At 72.4% G+C, this 19,411-nt stretch carries 15 protein-coding genes; 8 read left to right on the forward strand and 7 right to left on the reverse strand.

Annotated features, from left to right (window positions below; translation table 11 throughout):
- Positions 1–79 precede the first annotated feature (79 nt).
- Positions 80–2,131 carry a polysaccharide pyruvyl transferase family protein gene (locus tag ABD299_RS12615; protein WP_344261592.1) on the forward strand — a complete coding sequence of 684 codons (2,052 nt, stop codon included), beginning with the start codon at positions 80–82 and terminating at the stop codon, positions 2,129–2,131.
- Here the strand turns inward: ABD299_RS12615 and ABD299_RS12620 are convergent.
- From ABD299_RS12620 to ABD299_RS12635, 4 genes are all read right to left on the reverse strand, one after another.
- Positions 2,086–3,111 (reverse strand): nucleoside triphosphate pyrophosphohydrolase, encoded by a 1,026-nt coding sequence (locus ABD299_RS12620; RefSeq protein ID WP_344261594.1) that lies wholly within the window; start codon positions 3,109–3,111, stop codon positions 2,086–2,088. The genes ABD299_RS12615 and ABD299_RS12620 overlap by 46 nt on opposite strands.
- A gap of 61 nt (positions 3,112–3,172) precedes the next feature.
- Complete coding sequence (locus ABD299_RS12625; protein ID WP_344261596.1) at positions 3,173–3,817, reverse strand: SurA N-terminal domain-containing protein; 645 nt, start codon at positions 3,815–3,817, stop codon at positions 3,173–3,175.
- Positions 3,818–3,967: 150 nt separating this feature from the next.
- Entirely contained in the window at positions 3,968–5,254 is a 1,287-nt protein-coding gene (locus ABD299_RS12630; protein WP_344261598.1) for a DUF6716 putative glycosyltransferase, read from the reverse strand.
- Positions 5,255–5,431: 177 nt separating this feature from the next.
- Entirely contained in the window at positions 5,432–6,622 is a 1,191-nt protein-coding gene (locus ABD299_RS12635) for an acyltransferase family protein (RefSeq protein ID WP_344261600.1), read from the reverse strand.
- 289 nt (positions 6,623–6,911) lie between these two features.
- On the opposite strand from ABD299_RS12635, the gene ABD299_RS12640 reads away from it, so the two are divergent.
- From ABD299_RS12640 to ABD299_RS12650, 3 genes are all read left to right on the forward strand, one after another.
- The gene (locus ABD299_RS12640) at positions 6,912–7,511 is read left to right on the forward strand and encodes a DUF4352 domain-containing protein (RefSeq protein WP_344261602.1); all 600 of its coding nucleotides are present in this window, start codon (positions 6,912–6,914) and stop codon (positions 7,509–7,511) included.
- A gap of 285 nt (positions 7,512–7,796) precedes the next feature.
- Positions 7,797–8,585 carry an ABC transporter ATP-binding protein gene (locus tag ABD299_RS12645; RefSeq protein ID WP_344261680.1) on the forward strand — a complete coding sequence of 263 codons (789 nt, stop codon included), beginning with the start codon at positions 7,797–7,799 and terminating at the stop codon, positions 8,583–8,585.
- Positions 8,582–11,167 carry an ABC transporter permease gene (locus ABD299_RS12650; RefSeq protein WP_344261604.1) on the forward strand — a complete coding sequence of 862 codons (2,586 nt, stop codon included), beginning with the start codon at positions 8,582–8,584 and terminating at the stop codon, positions 11,165–11,167. Before ABD299_RS12645 ends, ABD299_RS12650 begins: the two co-directional genes overlap by 4 nt.
- A gap of 72 nt (positions 11,168–11,239) precedes the next feature.
- Here ABD299_RS12650 and ABD299_RS12655 read toward each other — a convergent pair whose 3' ends face one another.
- Both ABD299_RS12655 and ABD299_RS12660 read right to left on the reverse strand, forming a co-directional pair.
- Positions 11,240–11,449: a DUF397 domain-containing protein gene (locus ABD299_RS12655; RefSeq protein WP_344261606.1), complete on the reverse strand. Its 210-nt coding sequence runs from the start codon at positions 11,447–11,449 to the stop codon at positions 11,240–11,242.
- Positions 11,450–11,464: 15 nt separating this feature from the next.
- A complete protein-coding gene (locus ABD299_RS12660) occupies positions 11,465–12,316 on the reverse strand; it encodes a helix-turn-helix domain-containing protein (protein ID WP_344261608.1) in 852 nt (283 codons plus the stop codon).
- Between the two features lie 144 nt (positions 12,317–12,460).
- Between ABD299_RS12660 and ABD299_RS12665 the strand changes: the two genes are divergently transcribed.
- Both ABD299_RS12665 and mfd read left to right on the forward strand, forming a co-directional pair.
- Positions 12,461–12,784, forward strand: a complete 324-nt coding sequence (locus ABD299_RS12665; RefSeq protein WP_344261610.1) for a hypothetical protein — start codon at positions 12,461–12,463, stop codon at positions 12,782–12,784.
- Positions 12,785–13,008: 224 nt separating this feature from the next.
- Positions 13,009–16,563, forward strand: coding sequence for a transcription-repair coupling factor (mfd, locus tag ABD299_RS12670; protein WP_344261612.1), 3,555 nt, complete (start codon positions 13,009–13,011; stop codon positions 16,561–16,563).
- Between the two features lie 58 nt (positions 16,564–16,621).
- On the opposite strand, the gene ABD299_RS12675 is transcribed toward mfd, so the two are convergent.
- Entirely contained in the window at positions 16,622–17,305 is a 684-nt protein-coding gene (locus tag ABD299_RS12675; protein ID WP_344261614.1) for a hypothetical protein, read from the reverse strand.
- A gap of 221 nt (positions 17,306–17,526) precedes the next feature.
- Between ABD299_RS12675 and ABD299_RS12680 the strand changes: the two genes are divergently transcribed.
- Positions 17,527–18,147 (forward strand): hypothetical protein, encoded by a 621-nt coding sequence (locus ABD299_RS12680; RefSeq protein WP_344261616.1) that lies wholly within the window; start codon positions 17,527–17,529, stop codon positions 18,145–18,147.
- Positions 18,144–19,403: a serine/threonine-protein kinase gene (locus tag ABD299_RS12685; protein WP_344261618.1), complete on the forward strand. Its 1,260-nt coding sequence runs from the start codon at positions 18,144–18,146 to the stop codon at positions 19,401–19,403. The genes ABD299_RS12680 and ABD299_RS12685 overlap by 4 nt, the downstream gene beginning before the upstream one ends.
- Positions 19,404–19,411: the final 8 nt, after the last annotated feature.

Consider the following 19,411-nt stretch of genomic DNA (forward strand, 5'->3'; position numbering starts at 1 on the left):
ACTCACCGCGGGCACCGGAGCGTGCCGCACAGTCGGGCTCCCCGGCCGGCCCGGCCGGGGAAGGCTCGAAGGAGTGGCGATGGGGCACGGATCCGCGGTGACCGGCAGACGGCGGATCGCGTTCGCCGTCCGTACGGACGGGCCGCGGCTGCCCGCCCTCGAAGGACTGCTGCGCGGTCTCGTGCTGTCCCAGCCGGCGGTCTGCGAGGACGTGGTGGTGCTCCACCCGGGCCTGCCCGACACGGCGTTCGACGCCGCCCGGCGCGTGCACCCGCGCGTCGTGCCGCGGCTCGCGCCGGGCCGGGCCGCGACCGACCCGGTGGAGCCGCCGGCGGACTACGACACGGTCGTCGTGCTGCCGCCCGGCGGGAGGATCGGCGGCGACCTCGGCCCCTTCCTGCGCAGCCGGGAGCCGCTGGTGAGCCCGGACCCGCCGGACACGGCCTGCCCACGGTGCGGTCCCGGCGGAGCGGACGGCGGGCCGATGAGCGACGAGGAGTTCCGCGCGGCGTTCCGGGCCCTGCCCGGCCCCCGCCACCCCGCACTCCTCGTCCACTGCGCTCTCCCGCTGCCCGGCCCGGGGGCCCCGCCCGCCCCGCCGGGCCTGGTGCGGGCGGCCGGCACCGCGCTGTACCGGCAGGGGCGCTTCGCCGAGGCCGCCGAGGTCCTGTCGGCCGCCGCCCCCCACGCCGGTGACGCCCGCCTGCAGGAGGCCCTCGGCGCCGCCCTGATGGCGCTCTCCCGCCACGAGGAGGCCGAGACCCACCTGCTGCTGGCCACCGCCGATCCGGCCGTCGCGGCCCGCGCCTACGGCCGGCTGGCCCAGCTCGCCTGGCTGCGCGGCAAGGACGGCACCGCCCACGGGTACGCCCGGGAAGGACTCGACGCGGACCCCACCGACCGGACCTGCCGCACGATGCTCGGCCGGACCCGGCCGCGCCCCGGGGGCGGCGCGGAGCCGGAGGCACCCCGCCCGGGCGGCCGGCTCGCCCATGTCGCGCTGTACGCGTCAGGGCTGGACAACGCCGGCGACAAGCTGCTGCCGGAGGCCGTCCGGATGTGCCTGGACACCGACACCGGGCCCCGCCGCTGGCACCCGGTGCACGTCCACCGGCTCGTGGACGACGCGGTGCTGGAGCAGCTGAACGCCCTGCGCGGCGTCGTGGTGGGCGGCGGCGGGCTGTTCCTGCCCGACACCTGGCCCAACGGCAACAGCGGCTGGCAGTGGAACGTCCCGGACGAGGCACTGGCCCGGATCACCGTGCCGCTCGCCGTCTTCGCGGTCGGGTTCAACCTCTTCCAGGGACAGGACTACGCGCGCGACCGGCTGGCCGGAAGCCTGCGCGCGCTGGCCGAGCGGTCGGTGTTCTTCGGGCTGCGCAACCGCGGCTCGGTGGAACGGGTCCGTGAACTGCTGCCCCCCTCCCTGCGGGACCGGGTGGAGTACCAGCCCTGCCCCACCACGGTCGCGCGCCATCTCGTGCCCGGCTGGACGGACCCGGCCCGCCGCACCGGCCCGGTGCTGCTCAACTGCGCCTTCGACCGTGCCGGGCTGCGCTTCGGCCACGACTACCCGTATGTGCTGGCCCAGCTCGCCACGGCCGTGCGCCGGCTCTCGGAGCACGGTGAGGTGCGGTACGCGGCGCACGCGCCGTCCGACGAGAAGTTCGTCCACGACCTGCGCCGCGAACATGGCATGACGCTCCCCGTCGACGCCCTGTACGCCCTTGACAACAGCGCCGTGCGCGCGGTCTACCGGGACGCCCGCCTGGTCATCGGCATGCGCGGGCACGCCACGATGATCCCGTTCGGCTGCGGCACCCCTGTGCTCAGCCTGGTCTCGCACCCCAAGATGGCCTACTTCCTGGAGGACATCGGCCGCCCCGAATGGGGGATCCCGGTGCACGCCGACGACCTGGCCGAGCGGCTCGCCGCACGTGCCGCGGACCTGCTGGACGGCCAGGACGCGGCGGTGGCCGACGTGCACGCCCGGCAGCGCGAGCTGTGGCGGGTCACCAGGGAGAACACCGCCGGGCTCACCGCCGTGTTCGGCGGCGAAGCCCCCGGCGCCGCCCCGGCGGAGGATCAGCCGCGGGCCGCGTCCTCGGCCGCCCGGACCGCGTCCCGGTAGTCGCGGGCCGCCGTCCGCAGCGCGGTCTCCGGATCGACACCGGCCGCCTCGGCCTCCCGCGCCAGCTCCAGCAGCCGCCGCCCGAAACCGCCGTCCGGGCCGGTGCCCTCCCCACCGGCCGGCGGCAGCGGCACGTCGAGCCCCGCCGCCCGCGCCCGGCCCGACAGCTTCGCCGCCAGGGCCAGCCCCGGCTGCCCCAGCGGCACCCCGTCGGTCACCGAACCGCGCCGCTTCTCCTCGGCCTTGGTCCGCAGCCAGTGCGCCTTGACGTCCTCCGGGGTCTCCGCCTTCTCGTCGCCGAAGATGTGCGGGTGGCGGTGCACCAGCTTCTCCACCAGGACCGCCGCCACGTCGTCCACGGAGAACGGCTCCCGCGGGTCGTCCTCGGCGATCCGTGCGTGGAACACCACCTGGAGCAGCACGTCACCGAGCTCCTCGCGCAGCTCGGTGCGGTCCCCCGCCTCGATCGCCTCGACCAGCTCGTACATCTCCTCCAGGCCGTAGCGGGCGATGTCGGCGCTGGTGCGCAGCGAGCTCCACGGGCACTCCGCGCGGATCCGGTCCATCACCTGGACGACGTCCAGCAGCCGTGCGCCGGGCAGGTCGTAGGAGCCCGGCAGCAGTTCCAGCGCGGGCATCGCGTACCGGCCCGAGCCCGCGAGCCGGGCCAGCGCGTCCGTCAGCCGCGGCTCGCCCTCCGCCGTGGACAGCACCACCACCGTGTGCCCGCCGGAGCACGCCTCGACCAGCTCCCCGGCGTCCGGCCCGGCCACCTCCACGGACACGCCGGCCTCCGCCAGGTACGGCAGCTGCGGATGCCCGGCGTCCCGGCACAGGACCCGGTCGGCGGTGCGCAGCACCTCCCACGCGGGCCAGGACAGCATGCCGGGCGCGACCCGGTGGCTGGTGGTCAGCAGGACGATACGGCCGGGGTCCGCGGCGGCGGACGCGCCTGCCCCGGGAAGAGCGGTGGAGGTCACGCCCCGAACGTAACGCACGACCGGGGTGCGGCGGGCGGCCCGCCGCGTGGCCCGGACGCGGTCAGGCTTCCTCGTCGTCCATGGTGGGCACCCGCAGCCACGGCGTGTCCGCGTCGACCAGCGACAGGACCTCGGGGTCCCACCGGCCGTAGCGCGGGTTCACCTGCACCCCGGCCTCCTCGCCGGTGTTCGCCAGCAGCTGCCCGAGCATCTCCTGGCCGCGCTCGTCCGGCCCGGCCCCGATCTTCTCGGCGAGCCGCTGGATCAGCAGCTGCGTGCGCAGCACCCCGTCGATGTGCTCGGAGGCCAGCGGCAGGCCGTTCTGCATCAGCGCCGCGCGCTCCAGCTCCTCGACGCCACCGGCGTTCTCCTCCAGGTTGGCCCGCTCCTGCTGCACCTCGCGCCGCGACACGTCCACCCCGGCGTCCGCCGCGGCGAGCTCCACGACCTCCTGGTACACGAGGTAGTTCACGGTCTCCCGGGGGAGCTGCGCGGAGGCGGCGATGAGCTGGTCGGCGTTCTCGTCCTCGCGCTGCGCCTGCCGGACGGCCTCCACCTGGTTCTGCACCTGCGACAGGCTGATCTGCTCGTCACCGACGACGGCGGCGATACCGGGCCGGGAGTCGGTCGTGCAGCCGGTGAGCAGCGGCGCTGCCACCAGCAGAGCTGCGGCGGAGACGGACAGTGCGGACAAGCGGCGCTTCACTGGGACTCCCGGCGTGGATTCAATGCGATGACCGTGATCCTAAGCAGCGGACGCGGCCGTGACTACCGCTCCCCCCTGCGATTCGGCTCTCTCCCGCTCACCCGGCGGGTGCGGGGGCCGAGCCCCTGGCCCTGCGGACGTCACCCGCCGTCACTGGGCCCAGCGGCGGATCATCGGTGCCACCCGCTGGCGGCCGACCCGGTACAGTCCCCCCGCGCCGCGCCGCACCAGCCGCCGCATCGCGGTGCCGGCGGCGTCCGCGGGGTGCGGCAGCGGCCTGCCCAGCAGGTCCAGGCCGCGCCGTTCCAGAAGCTGCGCCAGGTAGTCCCCGGCGCGCTCCTGCGTGTAGTACGGGCGCAGCGGGGGCAGCGCACCGGCGGAACGCAGCGCGGCCAGCCGGTCGCGGGCCGCCCGGTAGGGGTCGCCGAGGCCCACGCCGTGGCGGCGGGCCCACTCCGGCGAGGCGGTGGGGACCAGGCCGGCGTCCAGTTCCGCCCAGGAGGCCAGGCATCCCGAGCGCAGGAAGTAGTGGTTGCCGTGCGCCTCGCGCACCCCGAAGTCGGTGAGGATCGCGGTGGGGATGCCCCGGTGGATGGCCTCGACGGCGGCCGTGGAGCTGACCGTCACCAGCAGGTCCGTGCGGTCCAGCACCTCGCCCATGTCGCCGTACACCAGTTTCAGGTTCTCCGGCGGCGAGGGCAGCTCCTCGTACAGCAGCTGGTAGGAGTGGCGCTCGGTGTGGGTGACGGCCTCGCCCGGCTTGTTCCGCAGCTTCACCAGCACCTCCCGGTCCGGGTGCGTCCGGGCGTGCCGCTGGAGCCTGGCCAGCAGGCCCGCGCGGGCGGCCCGCCCGGCCGGGACGGACGGCTGGACGGCGAAGCAGACGGTGAACGGCCTGGTGTCACCGGCCGCCGAGGGGTCGTGGGGGGCGCCGCCGAGGAACGGCAGACCGGCCTCCACCACGCAGTCCCGCTCCAGGCCCAGGGCGTCGTACACCTCGCGGAACCGCTCGGCGTCGTGCGCGCTGTTGGCCAGCACGATGTCGGAGCCGGCCCGCAGCAGCAGTCCGTCCACCATGTTCTCGTAGACCACCCCGACGTAGCCGGTCACCACCACCGGGCGCGGCCGCCCCTCGTCCCGGGTGACCCGCAGGCTGTGGAGGAGGGAGAGCACGGTGCCGCCGGTGGTGCCCAGGACCAGGAGGTCGGCGCCGGCCACCGCCGGGTCCCGGACGAACTCGGCGCAGTCGGTCCACCCGCTGGTGTCCGGGACGATCCCCACCTCGGCGATCTGCCGGGCGGTGGGGGCGCTGGCGGTGCGCATGAAGCGGGCGTCCAGGGCGTGCCCGGGGGCCAGTTCACGGGCGACCGAGGCGGCCCACTTCCAGCGGCTGTCCGAGTCCGCGAGCACGACAGCGCGTGGTGCGGCGCTACCCATCGGTGAGTTCCCTTCGCCGGGACGTGTGTTCCCCGTTGTGCTGTCCGGCCGGGTGCCGTCGCCGGGTGCGTCCCAGTGATACCGATCGCGTACGACGGGTGACTGGCCTGCGGGTGAACGGCGGGTGACACGGGGGTCGCGCCGCCGCACCCGGAGGTGGCCGTCATGTGACCGATGTCACCGGGGTGGCTGCCCGGCCGGCACCCGGTCGGGGCGATGACTGTCGGAGAGGCGGCCGGCCGCGCCCGCCGGGGATTTTGTGTGCGTGCCGTGGACGGGCATCGGTGCGGGGGCCGGGGAAGCCGCCCGCCCGTCGGCCGGTGCGTCGTCGGGGCGGAACAGCCACGGCAGCCGGGGTTGGACGAGCGGCCTGGCCAGGGCCCGCACCGGCGGGGAGGCGAGCACCACCGCGACCGCCACCGACACCGCGACCAGTGCCAGCTGGTCGGGCCAGGGCCCCACCCAGCCGGCCCCGTAGTTCTGCACGAGGAAACGCAGCACCAGCGGATGCAGCAGGTAGATGTACAGCCCGCCGGCCCCCAGGAAGGTGATGACCGGCAGATGACGGCGGGGGACCAGCCGGATGAAGCACAGGGCGATCACCATGCCCGCCAGCAGTACCGCCCCCCGCGGCACCCAGGACAGCGGCGCCTGGAGCAGGTGACCCTGCCCGTAGGGGCCCTTCATGAACAGCCAGCCCAGCTTCACCTCCCAGCGGGCGAACCAGGACGCGGTGAGCACCGCGGCCATCATCCCCAGCGCGGCGTGCCGGGTCCACCGGGCCCGCATCAGGTCGGCGAACAGTCCCTGGCCGAGCTTCCAGCCCAGCAGGAAGAACGGCAGGAAGCACAGGGTCCGGGAGAGGGAGAACGTGGTGTCGAACCGCTGCACGTATCCGGCCAGCAGTGCCACCACGACCGAGACGGCCAGCGGGTACCGCAGCCGGGCCAGAAAGGGCAGCCCGGCCCGCCAGAACAGCAGCGACAGCAGGAACCACAGGCCCCAGGCCGGGTTGACGGTGTGGAACGTCCACTCGCCGTTCTCGCTGTACCAGCGCATCTGGAGGGTGTGCAGCAGGCCGATCAGCAGATACGGCACCAGGACCGACTCCACGAGCCGGCGCGCCTCCCGGGGCGTGAGCGGACCGGCGCTGCTGAAGTATCCGGCCACCATGACGAAAACCGGCACCCGCATCGCCCAGCTCGCCACGTACAGCCAGCGCAGCCCGTCCACGTCCCGCACCTGGTCGATGGCGTGCCCGGTCACCACGAGGGTGCCGGACAGGAAGCGGATGTTGTCCCAGTGCGGGTCCCGGGAGGCCTTTCTCACCGGCCGCCCGCGCAGTGGCCGCCCCAGCACCTTCAGCACACCCGACTCCTCCGTGTCCGTCCCAAGCCCGGCCCGGCAGGCGACGCTAGCGCCGCGCGTTCCCCGCCTGATGCACGGAAACCGGCGGCCGGGTGAACAGTGGGTGCAGTCCCGGCGTGCGGACAGGGAACAGGTGACGTGTGACACGGGCCGGTCATGATCGTCAGCCTTCGGTCGTGGCCGTGTCCCGGCGTCGCAACAGCCCTGGATCCACGGCCGCGAGCCTGGTGCGATGTGGGTGCGGCGGTTCGCGGGGAGCCGCCGCGGCGTCAGAGAGGGACACCGGAGCATGGCCGAGCAGGAGACCACCGAGCAGCCCTTCGCACGTGTCCGCCGCCGGCGGGTACGGGCTCTCGCCGCGGCTGCCGCCGTCGTGCTCGCCACGGGTGCCCTGGCCGCGTGCGAGCCCGAGACGCCGGCGCCCGCCCCCGACGTCGTCGAGGGCGGCGAGGGCGGCGGACCGGGGGAGGGCGGCGACGCCGCCGACCGCCCGGGGGCGGACGACGGTTTCCTCGCCGCGGGGGAGACCCAGGCCTGGGACAACGGCGTGGAGATCACGCTCTCCGCGGCCGAGGAGTACACCCCCAGCGACCACATCGAGGTCCAGGGCACCGCCTGGAAGGTCACCGTCACGGTCCACAACGGGGGCGACAGCGACTACCTGGCCTCCCTGCTCTACAGCGCGCGGGCCGGCGACCGGGGCGGCGACGCCGCCCAGATCTACGACAGCGCCCTGCTGGAGCGGGCTCCCGACGGTGCCGTCAAGCCCGGCCGTTCCATGACCGGGGAGATCGCCTTCGACGTGCCCGACGGCGCCGGGTTCGTCGACGTGGAGGTCAACCCTGTCGGGGGCGGCCTGGACAAGGCGTACTGGAACCTGCGGCTCTGAGCCGCACACCGCCGCCCGCGCGGCGGCCTCGCGACCAGCGGTCCGTGCCTCACAGGGGAGGGCACGGGCCGCTTCGCGCTGCCCGCGGCGGGCAGCGGGCGCGCCACGTTTGCGCCTCACGCCGCGTGAGGTGCCATCCTCCGGTACCGGTCCCCTAGGGGATCCCTGCGACTTTGCTCCGACCCGCGGTTCGTCCTGCGGCAGGACGAGCCGGGCCCCGTCATTGCCTAGTGTCGTAGGACAAGAAGACGCATGACGAGTCAAGAGCAGACCGAGGAGAACACCGTGACAACGGCTGTAGCGAATCCGGAGACCGGGGGCAGCGGAGGGCACGCAGCCGTGGCCGCGCGAACCGAGAACGTCACCAAGGCCTACGGCGAGGGGGAGACCCGGGTACTCGCCCTGGACCAGGTGAGCCTGGACATCCACCGCGGTGCCTTCACCGCGATCATGGGCCCCTCCGGGTCCGGCAAGTCCACCCTGATGCACTGCCTGGCCGGGCTGGACTCCGTCACCTCCGGGCGCATCTGGATCGGTGACACCGAGATCACCGGGCTCAAGGACAAGAAGCTGACCCGCCTGCGCCGGGACAACATCGGCTTCATCTTCCAGGCGTTCAACCTGCTGCCCACCCTCAACGCCATCGAGAACATCACCCTCCCGATGGACATCGCCGGCCGCAAGCCGGACCAGGAGTGGCTCGACCAGGTCGTGACCACCGTCGGCCTGGCGGACCGCCTCAAGCACCGGCCCGCCGAACTGTCCGGCGGCCAGCAGCAGCGGGTAGCCGTCGCCCGTGCGCTCGCCTCCCGGCCCGAGATCATCTTCGGGGACGAGCCCACCGGGAATCTGGACTCCCGGGCCGGCGCGGAGGTGCTGCGGTTCCTGCGCCGCTCCGTCGACGACCTGGACCAGACCATCGTCATGGTCACCCACGACCCGGTGGCCGCCGCCTACGCGGACCGCATCGTCTTCCTCGCCGACGGCCGGATCGTCGACGAGATGACCGAGCCGACCGCCGACCGGGTCCTGGACCGGATGCGTCACTTCGACGGGCAGGGACGGGTGTCGTGAGCGTCGCCAAGACATCCCTGCGCAACTTCTTCGCCCACAAGGGCCGCATGGTCCTGGCCGGAATGGCCGTGGTGCTGTCGGTCGCCTTCGTGTGCGGCACGCTGGTCTTCACGGCCACCATGACCACCACGTTCGACAAGCTGTTCGCCGAATCGGCGTCGAACGTGATGGTCTCCCCGGCCGACAGCGGCTCCGACGTCGAAGCGAGCGAGGGCTCCCGGACCGGGCGCCCCGACACGCTGCCCGCCTCGCTGGTCGAGGAGATCAAGCAGGTCGACGGCGTCGCCGAGGCCACCGGCCTGGCCGACTCGGCCAACGTCGTGATCGTCGACAGCGACAACGAGAACGTCGGCCCCACCACCGGCGCCCCCACGGTCGCCCTCAACTGGTCCGACCTCGAACTGCGGTCCATGGAGGTCACCGAGGGCAGCCCGCCCTCGGGCTCCTCCGAGGCGATGATCGACGCCGACACCGCCAACAAGCACGACCTGACTGTGGGCGACGAACTGAGAATCCTCAGCGCCACCGGGGATCTGCCCGTCACCATCAGCGGCATCGCCACCTTCCAGATCACCAACCCCGGCGCGGCCATCGTCTACCTCGACCTGCCCACCGCGCAGGAACACCTGCTCGGCGCCCGGGACGTCTTCACCCGGATCTACGTCGACAGCGACGGACAGTTCAGTGACGAGGAACTGAGGGACCGCGTGGCCGCCGCCATCGGCGAGGACGACTACCGGCTGCTCACCGAGGCCGAGTTCGTCGAGGAGAACCAGAACGCCTTCGCCGAGGTCATGGGCGTCATCCAGTGGGTGCTTCTCGGCTTCGCCGGGATCTCGCTGCTGGTCGGGATCTTCCTCATCGTCAACACCTTCTCCATGCTGGTCGCCCAGCGCACCCGGGAGATCGGTCTGATGCGGGCCATCGGGGCCGGCCGCAGGCAGATCAACCGCTCGGTGCTCATCGAGGCCCTGCTGCTCGGCGTCGTCGGCTCCGTCATCGGCTTCGGCGCCGGTATCGGTCTGGCCGTCGGCCTGATGGCGCTCATGAGCACCCTGGGCATGAACCTGAGCACCGACGACCTCACCATCGGCTGGAACGTGCCGGTCATCGGCATCGTGCTCGGCACGCTCGTCACCATGCTCGCCGCCTACATCCCCGCCCGCCGGGCAGGGCGGATCACCCCGATGGCCGCCCTGCGGGACGCCGGGATGCCCGGTGACATCCGGGCCGGCCGCGTCCGCGCGGGCATCGGCATCGTGCTGACCCTGATCGGCGCGGCAGCCCTGGCCGCCACCACGACCACGGACGAGGCGGCCACCGCCGGCGGCTACCTGGGCCTGGGCATCGTGCTCTCCCTGATCGGCCTCATCCTCGCCGCGCCCATCCTGGTCGGCCTGGTGGTGCGGGGCCTCAGCTTCGTGCTGCTCCGCGTCTTCGGCCCGATCGGCCGGCTTGCCGAGCGCAACGCGCTGCGCAACCCTCGCCGGACCGGCGCCACCGCCTCCGCCCTGATGATCGGCCTGGCGCTGGTGGCGGGGCTCTCGGTGGTCGGCTCCTCGATGGTCGCCAGCGCCAGCGAAGAGATCGACAACACCGTCGGTGCCGACTACATCATCATGAGCAGCAACTGGATGCCCGTGCTGCCCGAGGCGACAGCGGCCGTGCACGACACCGACCACCTCGCCCACGTCACCGAGCTCCGGCAGATCGAGGCGGAGGTCACCTTCGCGGACGGCGAGAGCACCGAACGCACCCTGAGCGTGGCGCCGCCCACGTTCGCCCAGGACCTCCGTGCGAGCGTCGCGGAGGGCGACCTCGCCCAGGCCTACGGGCCGGGCGGCATGGCCATCGGCACCGCCTACGCCGAGCAGCACGGACTGTCCATCGGAGACCAGGTGGACGTCTCCTTCCAGGGCGGCGACAGTGCCCGGCTGACCCTGCGCGCCTTCGTCGAGTTCGACGACACCATGGAGAGCGAGACCTGGTCGGTCGGCCTGGAGACGGTCCGTGAGCACGTACCGGAGGAAGACCTGCCGCTGCCGATGGTGCTCTTCGCCAAGGCGGAGAACGGCATGCAGGACGAGGCCCGTGCCGCCCTCGACGCGGCCCTGGAGCCCTACCCGCAGATGGAGGTCCGCGACCAGGCCGAGTACAAGGAGCTGATCGAAGGCCAGGTCGGGCAGCTGCTCAATATGGTCTACGGACTGCTGGCGCTGGCCATCATCGTGGCCATCCTCGGCGTGGTGAACACCCTGGCCCTGTCCGTGGTGGAGCGCACCCGGGAGATCGGCCTGATGCGGGCCATCGGTCTCTCCCGCCTCCAGCTGCGGCGGATGATCCGCCTGGAGTCGGTGGTCATCGCCCTGTTCGGCGCACTCCTGGGAGTGGGACTGGGCCTGGCCTGGGGCGCGGCCGGACAGCAGCTGCTGGCCATGGAGGGCATGAAGGTCCTGGAGATCCCCTGGGGGACGATCATCGGGGTGTTCGTCGGCGCGGCACTGGTCGGTCTGCTGGCCGCCCTGATGCCGGCCTTCCGGGCGGGCCGGATGAACGTCCTCAACGCCATCGCCACCGAGTAGCACCCGCACGGGACGGCGCCGGACGGCCGGGGCACGGGAGACGATCCCGCGCCCCGGCCGTCGGCCGTTCCGTCACCGCCCGGAGAGTGCGGTGAAGCGGCCGGTCCTGATGCTCCGCAGCAGTGCCCCGAGCCGTTCCGGCCGGGCGACGACGACGTTCGCCGGGTCGTCGCTCTCCCGAACGGCGACCATGCCGATGGGACTGCCGGGTATCTCGCCGACGTTGAGGCAGGAAGAACCCTCCTGGCAGAAGGAGGACAGCTGCCAGTTGATCGTGTCCATAACACTCCTTGCGGTTCACAGTTCTCGTATCAGGCTGAGAATGAAGTCGCGTGACTCCTCGGGTGGGAGCGCGGTCGCTTCCATCCGGTCCAGCAGCAGCCGGTACTTCGCCAACTGTGCTTCTGCGTCGAGCAGTAGCGTGCCATGGGACTGGTCCAGCTGAACGGTGTCGAGCTGCCGCACTGCCCCGGTGAAGTAGTTGACCGACTGGCCGGAGCCGGGGAAGACGCCATTGCTGAACGGGATGGTACGGAGGGTGATGTTGTCCCGCTCGCTCATCTCCAGAAGGTGAGCGAGCTGCGCACGGGACGTGCGGGTGCCTCCGAAGCGCATGCGCAGTGCGGCCTCATGGACCACGGAGCGGTAAGGGACAGGCTGCTCCCGGTAGAGAATCTCCTGGCGCTTGATACGGAAGGAGACACGGTGCTCCACATCTGGAGGTGGCATGGGCGGCACCCCCTCCGCGAAGAGGGCGCGGGCGTGATCGACCGTTTGCAGCGGACCGGGAATGTGCAGGACGTTCCCGACGCGAACGGATGTCGCGAAATGCTCGACTTCGGCCAGGTCGAGTTGAGATGCGGGGAGGATGCCCCGGTACTCCTCCCACCAGCCCCGTTGCTGTTTGCCGGTCATGCTCACGAGGGCGTCGACCAGTGACGAGTCCTGACAGCCGTAGTTGTGAGCCAAGGTCCGGACCCGCTGCTCGCTCAGCCCGAAGCGTCCTGTCTCGATATTGCTGATGCGAGCCTGGTTCGCACCGATGAGTTCTCCCGCCTCCCGGGCGGTGAGTCCTGCGCGCTCCCGGAGTTTGCGCAGTTCCAGCCCGAGTCGAAGCTGCCGTGCTGTGGGTGCTTGGCGGGGCGGCATGTTCCCTCCACTCGTACGTCTTGCCGGTACCTCGCCTGTACGAGGTAAGTGTTAGATGGTTTCGCTGATTCTGTAGAAACCATCCGACACGCCGCCTAGGGTGTGACTGTCAGTGACTTACTCGTGACCCCGGGAGACGCATTGATGGCCACCGTAGTGCCGGACACGTTGCCGCAGGAGTTCGTCCAGGAGATCCGTGACCTGGTGAGCGACACCGCGCCCAGGGTGTTCGCCCTGGTGCACCACACACCCGCGACCGAGGACCCCGCCGACCTGGACGCCTACGTCGCGGCATGGGGCATCGAGTACCAGGACGGCGGGGTGGTGGTCATGGGTGAGGAAGGGCGGCGGCTGATGAGGCTCCGATCCGTGGACCGGGCCGTGTGGTGGCTGACCCGGCTCACCGGCGGCCCAATCCGGCTGGAACGGCCGGGAGCGGAGAGGGCTCCCGCGCCACCGGACCACTGACAGCGGGAGGTGCCGGCAGGCGTGTGCGGTACCGGGCCCTGTTCCGCCGGGCAGATTGGCGGAACAGGGCCCGGAGGGGCGCGGCGGTGGCGCCGGGGTGGCTCGTGGGGAAGGAGCCGCGGGTGTCCGGCGGGCGGCGTACGCTGGAACGGAACCCGGGCCGCGTCGCGTGTCGGGGTGTTCGCGTTGCCCTGTCACCTGTTCGGGACGGATTCCACCTCTTCATGAGTCTCACCGGTCTTCTCGACGCCGTCGTGCGCGATCCCGCGCTTGCTGAGGCCGTACAGGCCGCCGCCGACGGCAACCGCCACCACGTCGACCTCGTCGGCCCGGCTGCCGCGCGGCCCTTCGCCGTGGCCGCGCTGGCCCGCTCCGCCGGGCGGACGGTCCTGGCGGTGACCGCCACCGGCCGGGAGGCCGAGGACCTGGCCGGGGCGCTGCGCTCCCTGCTGCCCCCCGACGGGGTGGTGGAGTTCCCCGCCTGGGAGACCCTGCCGCACGAGCGGCTCTCGCCGCGTTCGGACACCGTCGGCCGCCGGCTGGCGGTGCTGCGGCGGCTGGCCCACCCCCGCGCCGACGACCCCGGCGCCGGCCCGGTCTCGGTGGTCGTCGCCCCGGTCCGCTCGGTGCTCCAGCCGCAGGTCAAGGGGCTGGGCGAGCTGGAGCCCGTGTCGCTGCGCACCGGCGGTTCCGCCGACCTCGGGGAGGTCACCGAGGCGCTGGCGGCCGCCGCGTACTCCCGGGTGGAGCTGGTGGAGAAGCGCGGCGAGTTCGCCGTGCGCGGCGGCATCCTGGACGTCTTCCCGCCCACCGAGGAGCACCCCCTGCGGGTGGAGTTCTGGGGCGACGACATCGAGGAGATCCGGTACTTCAAGGTCGCCGACCAGCGGTCGCTGGAGGTGGCCGAACACGGCCTGTGGGCGCCGCCGTGCCGCGAGCTGCTGCTCACCGACGACGTCCGGCGGCGGGCGGCGGAACTCGCCGAGGAGCATCCGGAGCTCGGCGAACTGCTCGGGAAGATCGCCGAGGGCATCGCCGTGGAGGGCATGGAGTCCCTCGCCCCCGTCCTCGTCGACGACATGGAACTGCTGCTCGACGTGCTGCCGGCCGGCAGCATGACGGTCGTCTGCGACCCCGAGCGGGTGCGGACCCGCTCCGCCGACCTGGTGGCCACCAGCCAGGAGTTCCTCCAGGCCTCCTGGGCCGCCACCGCGGGCGGCGGCGAGGCGCCCATCGATGTCGGCGCCGCCTCGCTGCGCACCCTCGCCGACGTGCGGGAGCACGCCCGCGGGCGGCTGGGCATGCTGTGGTGGTCGGTGAGCCAGTTCGCCGCGACGCCCGAGGCCGAGGAGGCCGATGAGGCGGACGACACGCTCCGGCTGGCCATGCGCGCACCCGAGAGCTACCGGGGGGACACGGCCCGGGCCCTGGCGGACACCAAGGGCTGGCTGGCCGACGGCTGGCGGGTGGTCTACCTGACCGAGGCCCACGGCCCGGCCGCCCGCACCGCGGAGGTCCTGGGCGGCGAGGGCATCGCGGCCCGCCTCGACCCCTCCCTGGACGGCGCGATCGAGCCGTCCGTCGTGCATGTCACCTGCGGGTCGGTCGAGCACGGCTTCCTCGACGAGGGCCGCCGGCTGGCGGTGCTCACCGAGACCGACCTGACCGGGCAGAAGGCGGCCGGCAAGGACGGCGTGCGGATGCCGGCCCGGCGCCGCAAGACGCTCGACCCGCTCACCCTGGAGGCGGGCGACTACATCGTGCACGAGCAGCACGGTGTGGGCCGCTACGTCGAGATGGTGCAGCGCACCGTGCAGGGCGCCACCCGCGAGTACCTGCTGGTCGAATACGCCCCTGCCAAGCGCGGCCAGCCCGGCGACCGGCTGTTCGTGCCCACCGACCAGCTCGACCAGGTCACCAAGTACGTGGGCGGCGAGGCGCCGTCCCTGCACCGGCTCGGCGGCGCGGACTGGACCAAGACCAAGGCGCGGGCCAAGAAGGCCGTCAAGGAGATCGCCGCCGACCTGATCAAGCTGTACTCGGCCCGGATGGCGGCGCCGGGTCATGCCTTCGGCCCCGACACCCCCTGGCAGCGGGAGCTGGAGGACGCCTTCCCCTACGCCGAGACGCCCGACCAGCTCACCACCATCGCCGAGGTCAAGGAGGACATGGAGAAATCCGTGCCCATGGACCGGCTGATCTGCGGCGACGTCGGCTACGGCAAGACGGAGATCGCGGTCCGGGCGGCCTTCAAGGCGGTCCAGGACGGCAAGCAGGTCGCGGTTCTGGTGCCCACCACGCTGCTGGTGCAGCAGCACTTCGGGACGTTCTCCGAGCGCTACGCGCAGTTCCCCGTCAACGTCCGGGCACTGTCCCGCTTCCAGTCCGACGCCGAGGCCCGCGCGGTGCTGGACGGGCTGCGGGACGGCTCGGTGGACATCGTGATCGGCACCCACCGGCTGTTCTCCTCCGAGACCCGGTTCAAGGAGCTGGGCCTGGTCATCGTCGACGAGGAGCAGCGGTTCGGCGTCGAGCACAAGGAGCAGCTGAAGAAGCTGCGCGCCAACGTGGACGTGCTGACCATGTCGGCCACGCCCATTCCGCGCACCCTGGAGATGGCGGTCACCGGCATCCGTGAGATGTCGACGATCACCACGCCGCCCGAGGAGCGCCACCCGGTGCTGACGTTCGTCGGCCCGTACGACGAGAAGCAGATCGGAGCGGCGATCCGCCGCGAGCTCCTGCGCGAGGGCCAGGTCTTTTACATCCACAACCGGGTGGAGTCCATCGACCGGGCGGCGGCGCGGCTGCGGCAGATCGTGCCCGAGGCGCGCATCGCCACCGCACACGGGCAGATGAGCGAATCCTCGCTGGAGCGGGTGGTCGTCGACTTCTGGGAGAAGAAGTCCGACGTGCTGGTCTCCACCACGATCGTCGAGTCCGGCATCGACATCTCCAACGCCAACACGCTGATCGTGGAACGCGGCGACAACTTCGGTTTGTCCCAGCTGCACCAGCTGCGCGGCCGGGTCGGCCGGGGCCGGGAGCGCGGCTACGCCTACTTCCTGTACCCGCCGGAGAAGCCGCTGACCGAGACCGCGCACGAGCGGCTGGCGACCATCGCCCAGCACACCGAGATGGGCGCGGGCATGTACGTGGCGATGAAGGACCTGGAGATCCGCGGAGCCGGAAACCTGCTGGGCGGTGAACAGTCCGGACACATCGCCGGCGTCGGCTTCGACCTGTACGTGCGGATGGTCGGCGAGGCGGTGGCGGACTACCGGGCGACGCTGGAGACCGGCGGCGAGCCGGAGGAGACGCTGCTGGAGGTGAAGATCGAGCTTCCGGTGGACGCGCACGTCCCGCACGACTACGCCCCCGGCGAGCGGCTGCGGCTCCAGGCCTACCGCGCGATCGCCGCGGCCAACTCCGAGGACGACATCCGCGCGGTCCGCGAGGAGCTGGCCGACCGCTACGGGCCGCTGCCCGAGCCGGTGGAGAACCTGCTGCTGGTGGCGGGGCTGCGGATGCTGGCCCGCTCCTGCGGCGTGACCGACATCACCCTCCAGGGGAACAAGATCCGGTTCACGCCGGTGGAGCTGCGGGAGTCGCAGGAGCTGCGCCTGAAGCGGGTCTACCCCGGTTCGGTCGTCAAGGCGGGCACCCGGCAGGTTCTCGTACCCCGGCCGACGACCGCCCGGATCGGCGGCAAGCCGCTGACCGGCCGGGAGCTGCTGGCCTGGACGGGCGAGTTCCTGACCACCGTCCCGGGGTCCTGACAGCCGCCGCCGCGCGAGGCCGGGCCCGCACCGGAGTTGCCGGTGCGGGCCAGGGGTCTCAGAAGTCGATCCTCCAGAACGCCGGCTTGGCGTCCCAGTAGAAAAGGGGCTCGATCTCCAGGTCGATGAACCCGGCCCCGGCTGGGACGCCGAAGGCGATCGTGCTGGTCGCCTTCTTGCCCGGCCGCACGGTGGTGCCGAGCATGTCAAGGCCGATCTTGTTCTCGCTGTCCCAGATCTCCTCGGCGGCCACGCCTTCCTCCCCTGCGCGGCCCCGTATCAGCAGCATGTCGGCGTCGACGTCCTCCTCCGTCTCGTTGGCGATGACGAGGGTGAAGGTGTAGGCGTCGTTGCCCTCGGTGTGACCCATGGCCCATTCGCCGGGCGTGTACGCCTCCGGTTCCGAGACGGTGACCTTGAGCCCGCTCTCCCAGACCGCAGTGTCCCCGGCCGACAGCTCGCGGCTGTCGACGGGCTTCTCTTCGCCCTTCCCCTCCTCGGAGCCGGAAGCGTCGTCGTCGGTGTCCTCGTCCCCGTCCTCGCTCTCGTCCGCGGGCTCGTCCTGGGCGCTGCCGGTGTCCCGCTTCGGCTCGTCGGTCTCGCAGGCGGTCAGCCCGCCGAGGGCGAGGGCTGCCCCGGCCGCTCCGGCGACGGCCAGCATCCGCTTCCTGCCGAAGCGGCGCGGCCTCGGCTGCTGGGCGGTCTCCTCCGCGGCGGCGGGCACGCGCTGTTCGTCGATCATGTCTCTTCCTCTTCCGGGCGGCGGACCGGCCCTCCGCGAACCGGTTCGGCCCACAGACTATAGGGGTGTGAATGGAGTTAACAGAGCTTGTGTGTGTCGAGTTCGTAACACCGTGTTGTGTGTTCCCGGAGCCGGTGATCCGTACAAAGGGCGCCCGATCTCCTCACATCCCTTAGCCTGGTGCGGTTCGAAGACGGAACCATCTGGGGGGAGGGGGAGCTGTGTACGGACCCCCGCCGGTCGGGGCGCGGCCCGTGGAGCGGCACCGCCCGCGCAGCAGGGCGGTGGCCATCACCGTGCGCCTGCTCTTCGCGTCCTTCCCGCTCTGGTCCCTCGGCCTGCTGGCCTGGGTCCCCTCCCTGCGCTTCGCCGTCCTGCGCAGACGCCCCTGGGACTGGCTGGTGTTCGGCGCCGTCCTGGCCATGACCGTGCTGTACGTCGTCCTGCTGGTGGCGCTGCCGGACGATGCCGACAACCTCAACGCCCTGGCAGGCGCCTACGTTCTGCTGTTCCTGGCCGGCACCGTGACGCACGCCGTGGTCGGCGACCTCTTCCCGCGCCCGGGCGACGCGCCTCCTGCCCCGCACAACGGACACTTCCCGTACTCCGCTCCGACGCTTCCGTCCGTCACCTACGGACACGCTCCAGCTCCCGGACACACCCCCGCGACGCACGGCTACGGCTATCCGCCGAGCGCTGCGACACCGGCCTCGCCCGCCGCGGCGAGTCCCGCACCGCCGCCCGGCCCGGCCGCGCCCGCGCCGTCCCCGCGGATGCGGCAGGTCGCCTCCGAACTCGACGAACTCGGCGACCTGCTGCGCAAGCACGAGGGCGGACGGTGACCGGGCGCCGGCTCGGCGGTCGCTACGAACTGGCCGAACCTCTCGGAAAGGGCGGCATGGGCGAGGTCTGGGCCGCCCGCGACACCGCTCTGGGAGACCGGCGCGTCGCCGTCAAACTCCTGCACGCGGGCCGGCTGGCGTCCCTCTCCGGCACCAGCGACCCCGAGGAACTGCGCCGCCGCTTCCTGCGCGAATGCCGCGTCACCGCCCGCGTCGACCACCCCGGCCTGGTCACCGTCCACGACGCCGGGCGGGAGGGTGAGGAGCTGTATCTCGTCATGCAGCTCGTCGAGGGCTCCGGCCTCGCCGACCACCTGGCCGAGCACGAGCCCTATCCGTGGCCCTGGGCCGCCGCCGTGCTCGCCCAGATCGGCTCGGTGCTCACCGCGGTCCACGACGCCGGCATCATCCATCGCGACCTGAAACCGGGCAACATCATGGTCCGGCCGGACGGCCGTGTCACCGTCCTCGACCTCGGCATCGCCGCCGTCCGGGGCGGCGGGGAGGAGACCCGGCTGACCCGCACCGGCGCCCTGCTGGGCACCCCCCTCTACATGGCACCCGAGCAGTCCCTCGGCGACTCTCCCGTGGGTACCGCCGCGGACCTCTACGCGCTCGGCGCCATCGGCTACGAACTGCTGACCGGGGAGCTTCCGTTCTCCGCCTCCGACCCGGCCGGACTGCTCTACCGGAAGAGGTACGAGGAGCCCGTACCGGTCCGCAGCCTCCGGCCCGAGGTGCCCGAGCCGCTCGCCGCCCTCGTCCATGGCCTTCTCGCCAGGGAAGCAGCCGACCGCCCGGCGGACGCGAGCCGGATCTGCTCCGCCCTCGCCCCGCTGCTGCCCCGGCCCGACCTCACCGAGCCCGACGACGCGCGTCCGCTGGACCCCACGCGCCCCTACCGGCGCCCCATGGCACCCTGGCCCGCCCGCCGGGCCACCGCACCCGATCTCGGTGCCGTCCTCGAGGAGGTCCGGGGACTTCTCGCCGAGCGGCGCTACCCGGAGGTCGCCGATCTGCTCAGCCGGGCCCTTCCCGCCGCCGCTGCCAGGTACGGGGACGCCTCGCCGGTGGTCCGCAGCCTGCGCAAGCAGTACGCGGCCACGCTGCTCGACACCGGTCAGTACGCGCGGGCGCTGCCGGAGATCCAGCGCCTGATCCAGGAGTTCTCCGCCGAGCGCGGACTCTACGATCCGGTCGTCCACCAGCTCCGCGCCGACGAACAGCTCTGCCTGAGCAGCCTGCGCCCGGCGTGAGCCGAATC

Origin of the sequence: Streptomyces sodiiphilus (assembly GCF_039529215.1) — a bacterium.
GTDB lineage: Bacteria > Actinomycetota > Actinomycetes > Streptomycetales > Streptomycetaceae > Streptomyces > Streptomyces sodiiphilus.

What these genes read in the sequence shown, in the direction of transcription:
- ABD299_RS12615 (WP_344261592.1), top strand. Translation starts at nt 80, where the DNA reads ATGGGGCACGGATCCGCGGTGACCGGCAGACGGCGGATCGCGTTCGCC.
- ABD299_RS12630 (WP_344261598.1), bottom strand. Translation starts at nt 5,254, where the DNA reads ATGGGTAGCGCCGCACCACGCGCTGTCGTGCTCGCGGACTCGGACAGC.
- ABD299_RS12640 (WP_344261602.1), top strand. Translation starts at nt 6,912, where the DNA reads ATGGCCGAGCAGGAGACCACCGAGCAGCCCTTCGCACGTGTCCGCCGC.
- ABD299_RS12655 (WP_344261606.1), bottom strand. Translation starts at nt 11,449, where the DNA reads ATGGACACGATCAACTGGCAGCTGTCCTCCTTCTGCCAGGAGGGTTCT.
- ABD299_RS12660 (WP_344261608.1), bottom strand. Translation starts at nt 12,316, where the DNA reads ATGCCGCCCCGCCAAGCACCCACAGCACGGCAGCTTCGACTCGGGCTG.
- ABD299_RS12665 (WP_344261610.1), top strand. Translation starts at nt 12,461, where the DNA reads ATGGCCACCGTAGTGCCGGACACGTTGCCGCAGGAGTTCGTCCAGGAG.
- mfd (WP_344261612.1), top strand. Translation starts at nt 13,009, where the DNA reads ATGAGTCTCACCGGTCTTCTCGACGCCGTCGTGCGCGATCCCGCGCTT.
- ABD299_RS12675 (WP_344261614.1), bottom strand. Translation starts at nt 17,305, where the DNA reads ATGATCGACGAACAGCGCGTGCCCGCCGCCGCGGAGGAGACCGCCCAG.